The sequence below is a fragment of the Candidatus Sungiibacteriota bacterium genome (assembly GCA_016432465.1).
Lineage (GTDB): Bacteria > Patescibacteriota > Minisyncoccia > Sungbacterales > HO2-52-23.
On the sequence record CP066690.1, the window covers coordinates 312,937 to 327,608 of the forward strand.

Annotated in this window: 11 protein-coding genes and 1 tRNA gene; 6 read left to right on the forward strand and 6 right to left on the reverse strand. The window is 49.3% G+C overall.

Annotated features, from left to right (window positions below; genetic code table 11):
- Positions 1–41: 41 nt before the first annotated feature.
- Entirely contained in the window at positions 42–512 is a 471-nt protein-coding gene (locus HYW89_01615) for a hypothetical protein (GenBank protein QQG45603.1), read from the forward strand.
- A gap of 318 nt (positions 513–830) precedes the next feature.
- Here the strand turns inward: HYW89_01615 and HYW89_01620 are convergent.
- From HYW89_01620 to HYW89_01640, 5 genes are all read right to left on the reverse strand, one after another.
- Positions 831–902, reverse strand: a tRNA-Ile gene (locus HYW89_01620).
- 106 nt (positions 903–1,008) lie between these two features.
- A complete protein-coding gene (ftsH, locus tag HYW89_01625; GenBank protein QQG45752.1) occupies positions 1,009–2,826 on the reverse strand; it encodes an ATP-dependent zinc metalloprotease FtsH in 1,818 nt (605 codons plus the stop codon).
- 243 nt (positions 2,827–3,069) lie between these two features.
- Positions 3,070–4,614 (reverse strand): hypothetical protein, encoded by a 1,545-nt coding sequence (locus tag HYW89_01630; GenBank protein QQG45604.1) that lies wholly within the window; start codon positions 4,612–4,614, stop codon positions 3,070–3,072.
- A 255-nt stretch (positions 4,615–4,869) separates the two neighbouring features.
- Positions 4,870–5,436 carry a hypothetical protein gene (locus tag HYW89_01635; GenBank protein QQG45605.1) on the reverse strand — a complete coding sequence of 189 codons (567 nt, stop codon included), beginning with the start codon at positions 5,434–5,436 and terminating at the stop codon, positions 4,870–4,872.
- Between the two features lie 10 nt (positions 5,437–5,446).
- Positions 5,447–6,253 carry a hypothetical protein gene (locus tag HYW89_01640; protein ID QQG45606.1) on the reverse strand — a complete coding sequence of 269 codons (807 nt, stop codon included), beginning with the start codon at positions 6,251–6,253 and terminating at the stop codon, positions 5,447–5,449.
- A gap of 220 nt (positions 6,254–6,473) precedes the next feature.
- On the opposite strand from HYW89_01640, the gene HYW89_01645 reads away from it, so the two are divergent.
- A complete protein-coding gene (locus HYW89_01645) occupies positions 6,474–7,511 on the forward strand; it encodes an NUDIX domain-containing protein (protein QQG45607.1) in 1,038 nt (345 codons plus the stop codon).
- 64 nt (positions 7,512–7,575) lie between these two features.
- A complete protein-coding gene (locus HYW89_01650) occupies positions 7,576–8,496 on the forward strand; it encodes a hypothetical protein (protein ID QQG45608.1) in 921 nt (306 codons plus the stop codon).
- 226 nt (positions 8,497–8,722) lie between these two features.
- Here HYW89_01650 and HYW89_01655 read toward each other — a convergent pair whose 3' ends face one another.
- Positions 8,723–9,811, reverse strand: coding sequence for a S1 RNA-binding domain-containing protein (locus tag HYW89_01655; GenBank protein QQG45753.1), 1,089 nt, complete (start codon positions 9,809–9,811; stop codon positions 8,723–8,725).
- Between the two features lie 144 nt (positions 9,812–9,955).
- On the opposite strand from HYW89_01655, the gene HYW89_01660 reads away from it, so the two are divergent.
- The 3 genes from HYW89_01660 to gyrA are packed head-to-tail and all read left to right on the forward strand — an operon-like array spanning position 9,956 to position 14,642.
- Entirely contained in the window at positions 9,956–10,600 is a 645-nt protein-coding gene (locus tag HYW89_01660; protein QQG45609.1) for an MBL fold metallo-hydrolase, read from the forward strand.
- Positions 10,601–10,646: 46 nt separating this feature from the next.
- Complete coding sequence (locus HYW89_01665) at positions 10,647–11,030, forward strand: hypothetical protein (GenBank protein QQG45610.1); 384 nt, start codon at positions 10,647–10,649, stop codon at positions 11,028–11,030.
- Positions 11,031–14,642 carry a DNA gyrase subunit A gene (gene gyrA, locus HYW89_01670; GenBank protein QQG45611.1) on the forward strand — a complete coding sequence of 1,204 codons (3,612 nt, stop codon included), beginning with the start codon at positions 11,031–11,033 and terminating at the stop codon, positions 14,640–14,642.
- Positions 14,643–14,672: the final 30 nt, after the last annotated feature.

Below are 14,672 nucleotides of genomic sequence, written 5' to 3' on the forward strand. Positions count from 1 at the left end.
TACCACCCTGAAGAAATAGCGTCAAGCTAAAAAACTTGACTTTGTTGCAGAAAAATGATATTATAATAATATGCGACTTGCGTTTTGTCTTATCAAAAGGGGGGCGTTCGGTGGGGCGGACGTATCGAGGGCCCAATCGGGAGCTTAAACTTTCAAAAAAAGGAAGACGTCGGTGGCAACCACTGACGGGTGGAAGAAAACAAGTAGTAATCGGACGGGCGCTGGAAGCCGACGTAACTTCTGTACTTGAAACTCTTCGTGTTTCCGGGGCCATTGACTCGTATCTATACCACGAACCACACAGTGAAAAGGACCAACAGGGTATTGATTTTACGGTTGTTCGTGGACAAAGTACCATTGAGTTCAATGTAACCTGTTCTTACCGAGCTTGGCGGAAAAGAGTTGTTAAGACAGGATGCCCTACAATACTTTATTTCTCTGACGAAGTGACGGCTGACCAAATCGCCGAACGTATTCTGGAACTTTTTATTCCTCCGAACGTCTGTACATAAAACCAGCCGCATTCAAAAGCCCAGCGGGCTTTCCCATGTAGGAAAGCCCGCTCACTATTTTAAACTATTTTGAGTCCTAACTCTTGCGAATAAATCCCCCTCCTTCCCAGCAGGGTATTGGACCCCGCGGTAAGGTGGGGGGATAAAAATGGGTGCGCTTGGATTTGAACCAAGGACCTACGGATTATATCTTCGCTTCGCTCGATATAAACGGTTCGCTCGGACAAAATGAAAGATTGCTTTCATTTTCTCCTCGCTGCCGTTTATAAGACGCAAGCTCTAACTTCATCCCCCACCTATTTTGGACAAGATAAAAAATGCGTGTGCCAGGGATCGAACCTGGGACATCCACTTTATAAGAGTGGCGCTCTACCACTGAGCTACACACGCAAAGTCCAAAATAGGTGGGGGGACAAGCCGAGCTACGCACCCGAAATATTATCATTGATTACTTTTATACTCATCATAATTTTTTCGAACCAGCCGATATCTGCGGTTACCCTTTTATCAATTGCTCAAACTCTTCTCTTTCAATCGTTTCTTTCTCCATCAAAACCTTGGCAATTTCATCCAGCTTGTCCCGCCTGCTAGTCAAAATTTTCCCGGCAGAATCAAAAGCGCCATCCATCAACTTTTTAACTTCCCTATCAATCAATTGCGCTGTTTCTTCGGAATAATTTTTTTCGGTGGTAAGCTCGCGTCCCAAAAACACAAGTTCCTCCCGCTCGCCTAAAGCAATTGGTCCGATTTTCTCGGACATCCCAAAACGCGTAACCAAGTTTCTGGCCAAAGCCGTTGCTTTTTTTAAGTCATCCGCGGCGCCGGTGGTAATTTCGTTAAAAACAACTTTTTCCGAAGCATAACCCCCTAGAGACACGGCCAGCTCGTCCAGAAAGTGCGAGCGCGAAAAAATATGACGATCTTCTATGGGAAGTTTTAAGGTATAACCAGCAGCCCGACCCCGCGCCACAATGGAAACTTTGTGCACCGGATCGGCGTGCGGAAGCGAGGCTGCAACCAAAGCGTGTCCGGCCTCATGATAGGCCGAGATTTTTTTCTCCTCGGGTGTCAAGATGTGACTTTTTCGCTCCGGCCCAAGCATTACTTTTTCAATGGAATTTATTAAATCCGCCTGTATGACTTTTTTTCGGTTGTTGCGCGCAGCAAGTATTGCTCCCTCATTAACAAGATTGGCCAAGTCAGCGCCGGAAAACCCCGGAGTGCGCTCGGCAATTCTTCGCAGCGCCACATCCTCATCCAGAGGTTTATTTTTGGTATGAATTTTAAGAATGGCCTCCCGTTCGTTAAGGTCGGGGAGATCAAGTACCACTCTGCGGTCAAATCTGCCCGGGCGCAAAAGCGCCGGATCCAAAACATCGGGACGGTTGGTTGCGGCCATCACAATTACGCGATCACTGGTCTCCATCCCGTCCATTTCCACCAAAAGCTGATTTAGGGTTTGTTCCCGCTCATCGTGCCCTCCGCCCAGCCCGGCTCCGCGAATACGGCCCACCGCATCCAGCTCATCCACAAAAATAATGGCGGGCGCGGATTTTTTGGCAAGGCGAAATAAATCCCGTACGCGCGAGGCGCCCACCCCCACAAACATTTCAATAAACTCCGAGGCAGACATGTGGAAAAAAGGCACGCCCGCTTCTCCGGCGACGGCCTTGGCTAAAAGCGTTTTTCCTGAACCCGGAGGCCCCATTAAAAGCACGCCCTTGGGAATTTTGGCGCCGATATCCAAAAACTTTTTTGGGTTTTTCAAAAAATCTACAATCTCTTTCAATTCTTCCTTGGCTTCTTTTACTCCGGCGACATCCTTGAAAGTTACGCGGTCTTTTTGATTATCGGGCGTAATAAGCCGCGCGCGCGACTGCCCAAAAGTAAAAGCCTGCATGGATCCACGCTGGACTTGGCGGGCGGTGAACCAAAAAAAGAAAGCAATCAAAAGAACCGGCCCCACAATCGGAAGAACAATTCCCAAAAGAATGTCGCTGAAGCCGCCGCTTTTTACCCTAACCGTAACATCGCGAAGTTTTTCTGAATCCACCCCATAATTTTTCAGGGTCTCGGAAAGTCCGGCCTCAATTTCTTTTTGGGCGCGGGCCTCTTGGCCATCTTTTAATTTTATCTCCAAAGCAGAGTCAACAACCGTGATTTCCTTAACTTCTCCGGAGTTGATTTTGGAAACAACCTCGCTTAGCGAAAGTTCGGCTTTCTGCTGAAACCTGCCGGCCACAAAAGAATAAACAGATGAGAGAGCCATAAGAATAATCAGAACCCAAAGAAAATTTTTTGAAAAATTCTTCATAACGGCTTCATTATACACAAAATTATCAATTTTGAAAACCCTACCTATATGAAGCTCCACGGGCAAGCCCGTGGTATCCACGGATTACGGTCAAGCCTGCGGGGCTTGCCCGTGGAGCGGAATCCCGCTCCAGAAAACCCATTCATCCACTGGTAAACCCGTGGTTTTCTGGGGCGTGGATAAAAAAACCCGGGAAAGGAGCTTGGAAGCTCCCTCCCCGGGTACTGCCTTTGAGGACGGGGTTTAGCCCTCGTCCTCGGGGTCGGCGGGCGCCTCTCCGGGGGCACCCTCCAACCACTGACGGGTCTTCTCCTGCTTGGCCGCCTCGGCCTCCTTCGCCCTCACGCTCCGGGCAATGCCCGAAACGCGACGGAGAAACTGACCGAGAGGAGCCGTGAGGCCCCTGTAACTCTCTCCCTCAGTGTGCCACTCGTAGCACGCCTCGGGAAAGAGTTCCTTCCCCGTCTGGTTCGCCTCGAGAACCATGATCTGATCCTCGTAGCGCTCCTCGCCGGTTTCGGGATCGGTGCCCTTGACCGCCTTCCTTTCCACCAGGATCCCCGCGTGGCGGAAGTCCCTGGTGGCTCGGCGGGTGTAGGCCTTGCCCTCCACCGTCTCCCTCACCTCCAAGGTGAAGAGCCGAAGGGAGATGTAGGCGATCCCGGGCTTGTGGTCCAGGGTGAACCCCTGCCAGTCCACGTTGGCCTTGGCCGCGATCTTGTCGGCCTCGGCCTTTTTCGCGACCACCTCCTGGTGTCCCACGAAGGCCCGACGCATGGCCACGTGGAACGTGGACATGCGCTTGCGGGCCGCTTCCGGGGTGGACCGGAAGACGTGGGGCGGGAGGTTGAACCTCTCCTCCATGATGGAGGAGAGCAGGATTCCGGTCTTCGTGGTGACCACGTCGGCCAACCAGTTACGAAAGCCGGGATTCCTGCTGTTGGCGCCCACCGCCGTGATGCGCGTGGGCTTCCCCTCGGCCACATCCAGCCGGACCTTGATCTTCCCGCCGGCGGCGGGAAGGACCTTCACCTCGCCGGTTTCGCGGTCCCGGAATGTCCGGGTGCCGCTGGGCACGTTCACCACGTAAACGTAGTTCCCGTGCTCACCGGGGAGACTTGCGAGAAGATCTTCCCAGTTGCGGGAGGCGTTTAGCAGAAACGCCTCCTCCATGGCGTCAGCTCGCTCCGCGCTTGCGGCGCGGCTGACTGCGTCCAGCTCCGCCAGGCCGCTGAACACGGACTGGACCACCCCCCTCATCTCGTGGGGGTATTCTGCTGGAAGAAGAACCTTCTTGTTGCCCTGGTAAACGTACCGGACTTCTCCGATACGCTCACCACCTTCCTTCACCGACTTCTGCGGGAAGTCCAGCTCCCGCAGGAGCTCCAAGCCAATGAAGTAGGGTACCACCTCTCGGAGGGTTGCCCCTCCGTATTGGGTGGCCATCCTGACGTACGCGGCGGCGTAGTGCCACCGCGCCAGAGGCCTGACGTTGGGATCCTGGACGTTGACAACCTGTTCGTCCAGGAGCTTCTGGGTCTGGGTCGCGATCGGCGTCCCGGGCATGCTGAAGATGACCCCAAGACCGTCCTCGCAGGCCTTGGGCACGGCCGCGAGGTATATCGCTACCTGGGCGGTCCGCTTGGTGGCCGCATCGGTCTCCGCTGTCAGATCCCCGACCCCCTTGATCTTGGTCAGATCGGGGAGGCTGGGACCAGCCAGCTTGCCCGTCATGGCATCGCCAAGACCGGGCAGGCCCCCTGATACAAACGTTCCCTTCTTACTCATCACTCCTCCTTGCCCAGCCTTATTTGGCTGGGACTTGTTGAGTTGAGGTTTCTCGTCTTGCTCGCCTTAGCCGCAGAAAACGTTTTGGTGTTTGATTTTATTTATCCTTTAAACACCTCCCTTTTAGATTCAAAGACCATACCTGAATCCAAAATACTACCGATTCAGGCGCTTATCCTAATATATAGTTTAGCAAAAAAAAGCGGCCTTGTCAAGAGCCCATGGGCTCGTTGAACAAGGCCTAATTTATTTTCGCTACTGCAAGCTCTCGGGAACCTCGGCCGAAGAAACTACTTTTGAAGAAACAAGTACCCCTTCAGTGATTTCTTCTGCTTCAATTTTCAGAAAAACAGGCATTCTTTGCTCAATCCTTACAAAAACAGGGACAAACTCTGACGTCTTGCTACAGAAATCCAGGGCAACGTAGGTCGGATTCCCCTTGTCTCCACGCTTCCAACAGGAGAAACCAAAGGGTTTCTCCTCTCCCTCACGCGCCAGCATCATGTCTAACCGGCCACGTTGGGGATCTCGGTTGTCCATTTTTCTCCTGAACACCAGGCGCCGCAAAAGTTTACTTTCCTCGGTGAAACGCGGTACGAAAATGAGTCTTCCACCCACATCCGGTCCTATTTCGTAAGCAGGATGGTAGTAGCGCGCCACCCTATCATCGTGATAATCCATGGGTGGGATTGACGCCGGGACCGAAACTAGGGGATTCGGCTGTGGGACCACGTCTTTGGGAAAGGTTGTTTCCAGCGCTACCTTAAGGTCGGGGCCAAAAATCTCTCCTGGGAACTTAAGCCAGATCAGTTTGGGTGGCATCGGACGGCCCCTACTTCCTTCGTTCCCGTGTTGCCATCAAATGCAAACCGCGCATGGCCACAACAAGCTGAAGAGAGTTAATGCGGTCAGTGATGTACAGAATAGAACCATTCATAATAGTAACCAACCTGCGCAAAAACTTATCAATCAGATGCGAATACTTTGCACCTATCTTCTCACACTCCTCCATCAGGATCTGGCAGATAGTCAGTGCCCGACGACTCATAGCCAGAAGTTCATCACATCTATCCGGATTATCTTCCCACTTCTCTTGGGCAAGATAGGTCCTAAGACCCTTACTAATCTCGCCCACAGCTTCAACCAAAGCCATAACCCACGATCCGGTCAACTCCTCGCAACCAAACGTATCTTGTGGACGCTCCCCCAACTTAATAGCCATAATTGACGCCAAAGAGGGCTTGTAGCTGCCAAAAAAAATGTATCCAGCTGCCTGCTCATAAATCAACGCTTCGATCGCCTCTTTAAGTGCCCGAAATCTAATAGCCGAAGAACGACCCAGTCTACGCAATCTAAAAATCCTTGCACAGTTGGTGATCAACCCTTCATGGACAGTTTGAACATCATCCCTACCTGCCCCGGAATTACAAAACTGGATAAGTTGCTTTGCCAAAGACCTGATAACATTGTCGAGTTCGTAAGCCAACTCTATCTGTTGCTTTTGGCTAGAAAAAACATCCTCGGCACGAACTCCAAAGTAAGCTAAGTCTTCTTGCAAGGCAATTATTATATCTTCAAGGCTGATTTCTTCACCTTCTAGTTCGGGCGCACCAACACCCTTCATTTGATCCATTGACATTACCTACCTCCTCTTTCTATAGAGGTTTCGCCTCTATAGTCCACGGTGGTTGAGCCGCAGTTTCAAAGAACTGCTGAAAAGACGCAAACTAGCCCTTAAAAAGGCGGTGTTTATGGCCTTTCAGCAATACCCTTTTTCTATAATACCATAATACGTGAACTTAAGTCAAGTTGACAGTATTGAAGAAAATTAGTATACTTCAAAGTAAGGAGGGTTCCTAATGAACCTTGAAAAGGGTGAACCTAACACACCCGATAAAGATAAACCGCCCAATATTACGGCCCAAGCGGTCCTCTACCACCCCACGGCTCCAACTACCATATGGATGATACATGACTTAGGAGATCGGGAACTTTCATGTAATCCGGAAATTCTTGAATTTTACGGCCACACCCGAAAACCGCCCGGCCTTGCCAATCCCGGCGGCGGACTGGAAAGAGGAGAAACCGTAATACAGGGAATCCGTCGCGAGATACAAGGAGAAACCGGATTTTTGGATTTTGAAATCGTGCCACTTGATTCCACCCGGCTTGACCTTTTGCGATACAGACATAAAGGCGGACACCAAGTTTTAATGCTGGAGGCGCATCTACGCTCTCTTCAACAGGGCAAAATACTTGAGCCGGAAGAAACAGATGGCGGCTGGTGGTTTGACCTTGCTGAGTCTCTGATTAGTCAGCTGATGGAATGTCCGGAAAAATTTAGTAAGGACCTATTCTATTGGTCGCATATTCGCAGATTACTGCTGGCCGTGAGCCAGCGTGATAGGCAACTTCGTTACGACGGATCTGCTGGGGCCTGTATCGGTCATCTTGTGCATCCTTCGGGGCGATTGGTTTTCCAGGTGGGCGTAGGTGATACGCGTTTTCCCAAGGCAGGGTTTAGAATTCCGTCGCAAACCAAAAAACCCAAAAAAGATTGGTATGATTTTCTGCGCTGGCTTATAGAAAATAAAATTGTAGACCCCGACCCTGATGTTGTATACCAATTTTTCACGGAAGATATCATCATGGCCAAAAATGCTGAAGAGTTAATAGAGGGAACTGCCGCTTCCATAGAACTTAAACTAAAAAGTGTGGAGGAAACAAATCCCGAGAAAGGCACAAAAGAAGAGACTGATGCTGGCGACAACGAAGAAGAGCCTGACATCTTGCGGTGGCAGGACGCAATTATAGAGGCTCGGGACTTTGCTAGAACTTGTGCGGAAGAGGACGAGCGGTGGAAAAAATGGGCAGAAGCAAATGCCCGATCCGACTAACCGACCCCGGGGCCTTTCCTGTGAAGGGCCCCAACGTCTTGACCCAAAACCTACGGGCACTATAATGCCCGTAGGTTGCTCCAAGTCTCAAAGGAGCAAGGAGGAAAAACGCATGAAACGAACGACCGTTCTGGTTGCGACACTCCTGCTTGTTTTGGTGTTTGGAACTTCTTCGGCCTTGGCCAGCGTAGACATTGGCGGATCTCCCGGTATCTCTGGTAATCCTGAATTTTGTAATCGTGATCTTTCTACTTATAGCTACGAGGCGTGTCTGGCTTCCCTTGCCACCAATATGGGGCATGAACTAAAGGCGCTGAGGAAGCAAGTGGCAAGGGAAAAAGGAAAACTGGCTAGAGCGCAAAGACGGTATAAGGCTGAAGTGACAAAGAACCATGAACTTGTCAAAAGCGTGGCTAACCTAGAGGAAATGCTTAATACAGCCAAAGCTAAGCTCGCCACCGCCAAAACTCAACTTGGCAACGAGAAAGTAACAAATACTTCGCTGCGCGGAAAACTAGATACGGCCGCCAAAACAAACAGCGGTCTATACAGCGAGAATACACAGTTGAGGATTTTTGCCGGTTTCCTAATTTTGGTGGGCTTTGTTGTAGGGGGATTCTTTGCCGTTAAAGGACTCGGAGTGCGAAAGGCCGGCATGGGATCCGGAGAAAAGCCCCAAACCGAGAGACCAGCGTGGGACCTAAACCCCGCACCCCCTGCTACCGAGACTCATACGAACGTAATTAGATATCAGGGACTGGAAATATCTATTGAAAACAAAACTATAGTAGTAAGGGGTAGTAACCCGGACGCGGTGTTAAAGGTTGGCTTTGCTTGTCCGGAATGCCCCAAACATGGCCTTACGGCCGTAGGGGCTGGCAAATGGCGTGAGCATATAGCAAAATCGCACCAGGAACTTCTGGCCACACCTGCGCCGGCACCAACCACGGCACGAACCCTGATAGGAGTTCAGGACACAGCATAAAAAAACTTCAATCTACAGTAATCCCTTCGGTCTGCGCGGACGGCTCCTGATAAACTTGGGAGACCGGAAGCAAAGGCGTCCCGACTGGTCGGGGTCTGTGACGCAGAGAGGCTCCGGCCAACCGGAGAACTCAAAGCAACACAGTTCCTCGCGTCAGCGGGGAAGGGAAAGAAACAGTGGCGCCCCAAGCGCCACTTTATGATTACCATTACCTTATATACCAAAATCAGTTTGGAACAGGGGGAGTTTCGTTTTTTTCTTCCTTCAACACCCCAAGAGACATCCTGTGTTCTTGAGGATCAATCAATAAAATCTTAAACTGGTATTCTTTACCAAGTTCCAGCTCCGATCTCATTTTTATTTCTGTGCCAAACTCGGATATGTGAACTAAACCCTGAATTCCTGACTCCAGCTGGGCAAAAGACCCAAAGGGGTTAAATTTGGTTACGCGGGCGCGAACCAAATCTCCTTTTTTATACTTTTCAGCTATTTTCACCCAAGGATCTTCTTTAAGCTGTTTTAAAGAAAGCGATACTTTATCCCCCTGAATGTCAATAATTTTTGCGCTGACCCTCTCCCCGAGTTTCAAAAACTCGCGCGGGTCTTCAACCAAAGACCAGTCAATTTCCGATACGTGAATCAGGCCCTCAAGTCCGGCCCCTTCGTCAAACCGCATAAACGCACCGAAGTCAACAACCCCCGTTATTTCTCCTTCAACCACGTCTCCGATTTTATACTTAGCCAGGGCCGAACGCGTCCCTTCCAGGTCGCGACCGCGCTCGGTGAAAATTAACTTGTCTTCCGCCGGACTCAAATCAAGTATTTTTACCGTAAGCTTCTGGCCCACCAACTTTTGCAGTTCCTGAAAGATCCTCTCTTTGTCTCCGCCTTCTACCCGGGGGTAATTTTTTGCGGAAAGCTGGGAGGCGGGAAGAAACCCCTTTACGCCGCGGGCCTCAAGTATGAGTCCTCCCTTATTGGCTTCCTGAACAGGCAGTTCTAAAACCTCTCCCTGCTCCAGCATTTTTTTAAGATCGCTCCAGTTCTTCTCTGTCCCAGCCTCCTTCAGAGAAAGCTCAACATAGCCGTCTTCATTATCCGGATCAACTACTTTGACGCTTACTATATCGCCGGGTTTTAAATTTTTTATAATATCCTGCGCCGCATAATACTCGCGTCCGTACACAATGCCGCTACCCTGAAAACCAATATCAATAAATAATCTGTTAGTCCGCCTTTCAATCACCGCCCCTTCTATAATATCGCCAGCCTTAAAAAGCCTGCTCCCCCCCACGGTTTTCAAAAGTAATTCCATGGGGTGTTTGCCGTGTAAAGACGTATCGGCGCTGGTTTTGTTATTATTTCCAGTTATCTCTACCATCTTGGTGAGTATACGGGATAAAACTTTACCTAGCAAGAGACGCTTCTCTGGCAGAAAAAATTATGCTACACTTAAAGAATGGTTATCACTTGGCTGGGACACTCGTGTTTTAAAATCCAATCAGGAGAATTTGTTATTGTTACTGATCCCTTTTCTAAAGACATAGGCCTTACCCCGCCCCGTTTCCGGGCGGATATTGTCCTCTCCACCCACGGACATTATGATCACTCCAACACCGAAGCCCTTACGGGGGATCCTTTTATTATCAGCGGACCGGGCGAATACGAAGCAAGGGGTGTATACATCCACGGCTTGACAACATTTCACGATAAAAATCAAGGTAAGGAGCGCGGCACCAACACGATTTATAAAATTTTGGTTGAGGGCATAAACTTGGTGCACTTGGGCGACTTTGGAGAAAAAGAGTTAAGAAGCACCACCCTTGAAGAAATTGGCGACGCCGATATCCTCATAGTGCCGGTAGGCGGAAAATACACCATAGACGCGGAGGAAGCGGCCAAGGCGGTAAAACAAATAGAGCCTAAACTGGTAATACCCATGCATTACAAAATTCCGGGCCTGAAAATTACACTTGAAGGCGTGGACGCTTTTTTAAAAGAGCTGGGTGCGGGAAAAATAGAAGCGCAGGAAAAGCTGGTAATCAAAAAGAAGGACCTGGGTGAGGGGGAAAAAACCAAAGTAGTTTTAATGAAGCCGGCCTGACCAAAACCAGCCTCCGGAAAACGCGGGTCTCACAAATCCCTAAAAAATGAAACCGCTTATTAAGTTTTTAGATGCGATACGGCGCCTTCCGGAAGAAGTAAGACGCGCCCTGGCCATAACCAGCACTGTGGCTGCAGCGCTCATAATTTTTTGGGCGTGGCGCGCAGCCGTAGTATCGCGCCTGGAAAGACCCGAAGAATTTAGAATGGTTAGGGAAACACCGATTTCTACAGAAAAAAATGTTTCATCAGAACCCGATGTCCTCGCACCCTCTGCCGGACTCGTAGAAACATTTCAGTCTCTAGAAAAATTTATTGTGCCTAAGCAGGGGACCGACCAGAAAAGCATGGGGTCAAAAAGAAACATTCTTGCTAGTATCAGCAGCGGACTAGAAAAAGCGTGGAGGTATGTTTATGATCCGCTAAAATAAATGAACATAGGCAGAATTCAACAAAGAGAAATAGTGGAGGAGATGCGCGAGTCGTACCTTGACTACGCCATGTCGGTCATTGTTGCTCGCGCGCTTCCCGACGTAAGAGACGGCCTGAAACCAGTGCACCGCCGGATTTTGTATTCAATGCATGAACTTGGCCTGACGCATTCAGCAAAAACAAGAAAATGCGCAACGATTATCGGAGACGTATTGGGTAAATACCATCCTCATGGCGACGTGGCGGTTTATGATGCGCTGGTGCGCATGGCGCAAGAATTTTCACTTCGTTATCCCCTCGTTGAGGGGCAGGGAAATTTTGGTTGTTTCACGCAAGATACAAAAGTAAAACTCACCGATGGGCGGGATCTTTCATTCGGAGAGTTGGCGGAGGAACTCAAGACCGGAAAAAAGAATTATACATACACCGTGAACAGTCTTGGGCTTGTTGGTCTCGCGGAAATAAAACATCCGCGTCTTACGAAAAAGAAGGCCCGTGTTATCACCGTTGTTTTAGATAACGGAGAAACAATACGCTGTACGCCCGATCACCGATTTATGATGCGAGATGGAACATATAAAGAAGCCGGGTCCCTTACGGAACATGACTCGTTGATGCCGCTCTACCAAAAACTATCAACGAAAACAGACAGACTGCAACGGGAAGGATACCTATTGGTGTACCAGCCCAAAAAAGACGAATGGGTTCCGGCTCACCACTTGGCTGACAACTATAATCTGACGCGCCATATCTACCAAAAAAATGCCGGCCGCGTACGGCATCATGTGGACTTTAACAAACTCAACAATAACCCGGACAATGTCAAAAGGCTTGGCTGGGGCGAACATTGGAAAATCCACTATACACATGCGGCAAAACAACACCAAAAACCGGAATATCGGGAAAAAATCGCGTACGGGCGACGGATGTATTGGGCGGACGAGAAAAACAAAGAACACCACCGAAGCTTACTTGCGGAGCGAAATCGCGTTAACTGGCAAAATCCCGAGTACCGAGAACGAATGAAGACATTCCTAAGTCAAGTCAACACCGAATATGTCAAGAAGCATCCGGAAAAGAGGAACGAGTTTAGCGAGCGGGCAACACGAACGCTCAAACGCCTGTGGCAAGATCCAGAGTACCGGGCGACGATGCATCAAAAAATCATCAAAGGGAACAAAAATCATGTCAGCAACAAAACAGGAAAGCTAAAATTTTTAAACATTTGTAAAGAAACACTGAATCGTTTTCAGATACTTGAAGAAAAAGTATATGAGCAAGCGCGTAAAGAGGTATATCCATATGGACGGGCGCCTTTATGGAAAACCGGATTGCAAAAATACTTTGCCGGAGATTCAAACCTTGTTCATCAGGAATTGTTTAAAAATCACCGAGTTATAAGGATTGAGGACAAAAATGAGTACGAAGACGTTTTTGATCTAACCGTTGACGGAACTCATAATTTTGCGTTAGCAGCAGGTGTTTTTGTACATAATTCAATTGATGGGGACGCCGCCGCACACTATCGCTATACCGAAGCCCGCATGACCAGAATTGCCGAAGAGCTCCTGCGCGACATTGAAAAAAATACAGTTGAATTTCGCGACAACTACGATGCCACCCGTAAAGAACCCGTAGTACTTCCTGCGGCTCTTCCCGCTCTCCTGCTTAACGGAACTCTGGGAATAGCGGTGGGAATGGCAACCAGTATTCCTCCGCATAATCTTGGCGAGGTAACTGCGGCCCTGATCCACTTTAGCGACCACCCCAAGGCCTCGCTGGAGGATCTAATGGAGTTTATCAAGGGGCCGGACTTCCCCACCGGAGGAATAATTTTTGACGAAAAAGAAATCCGCGCCTCTTACGCATCGGGCAAGGGGGCCATTTTAAATCGTGGTGTGGCCGAGATTGAAGAGGGCGGCCGCGGAGCGCACCAAATTGTAATCACGGAGATTCCGTATCAGGTAAACAAGGCCGAACTAATAGAAACCATGGCCGGTCTCGTGCAGGAAAAGAAAATTGAGGGCATACGAGATATTCGTGACGAATCCGACCGGCAAGGCATGCGCATAGTGATTGAACTTAAACAAGATGCGCATCCGCAGAAGGTTTTAAACAATCTTTACCGGCACACTGACCTTGAAAAAACGTTTCACCTAAACATGCTTGCTTTGGTGGATGGGATTCAGCCGCAGGTACTCTCCATAAAAGAGGTGCTGGAAGAATTTCTGAAGCACCGAAACCAAGTAGTAACCCGCCGCACCAAGTTTGACCTGACCCGAACCCGCGAGCGCCTGCATATTTTAGAAGGACTGAAAAAGGCGCTGGACCACATTGACCGCGTAATTGAAACTATTAAAAAATCCAGAGACCGCGATGAAGCGCGTGAAAATTTAATGAAGAAATTTGCCCTAACGGAGCTGCAGGCCGCCGCAATTCTAGAGATGAAACTGCAGACGCTGGCCGGTCTTGAACGACAAAAAATAGAGGATGAACTCAAAGAAAAGACGGCACTGGCCAAAAATCTTGAGGCCCTGCTGAAAGATCCTAAGAAAATCACAGATGTTATAAAAAGGGAATTGCACGAAGTAAGGGAAAAATACGGAGACGAGCGAAAAACTAAAGTCATAAAAACATCCCCCAAAGAACTTTCCGAGGAAGATTTGATTCCCGCAGAAGAGGTAGTGGTGGTGCTGACTCGCGGCGGTTACATAAAACGGATAAAACCGGAACAATACAAAATGCAGAAGCGCGGCGGTAAGGGGCTTATCGGGATGGAGACCAAAGAGGAAGACATGGTGGAACATTTGCTAACCTGCAATACTCACTCCAACCTTCTTTTCTTCACCAGTTCCGGAAAGATTTATCAGGTTCGGACCTACGAAATTCCGGAAGGAAGTCGTATCTCCAAAGGCAAGGCAATCTTTAACTTTTTGGCGCTTTCCAGCAATGAGCAGATAAACTCCCTTCTGGCCACTGCCGGAGCGAAAAAGGGAGAACGCGAGGGTTACATAGTAATGGTGACCAAAGACGGCGTCATCAAAAAGGTTACAGCTTCGGCTTTTGAGAACGTCCGCCGCTCAGGACTAATTGCTCTAACCCTAAGGGGCGGCGATCTGCTGCGTTGGGCCAAACTAACGAGCGGCTCTGACGAACTTATACTGGTTACCAAAAAGGGACAGTCCATAAGATTTGCAGAAAAAGATGTGCGTCCCATGGGACGACAAGCCAGCGGTGTTCGGGCCGTACGTCTGAAAAAAGGTGATGAGGTGGTGGGTATGGACGTAATCAATAAGGAACAAGTAGCCAACGGTAAATTGCTGGTCATAATGGAGAACGGATTTGGCAAACACACGTTAGTTAAACAATACAAAAGGCAACGCAGGGGCGGATCAGGCATAAAAACTGCCAAAATTACTTCCAAAACAGGAAATGTTGTCGGGGCGCGTATCGTGGACAAGGAAGAAACGGAACTAATCACTATATCCAAAAAAGGTCAGGTTATCCACACTACCCTTGCGGCCATACCCGTGCTCGGCCGCGCCACCCAAGGAGTAAGAATTATGAAATTGGAAACAGGAGACGCGGTGGCTTCTATTACTGCGCTGTAATAAACCTCATTGTGCCCCTGCTCGTTGCTA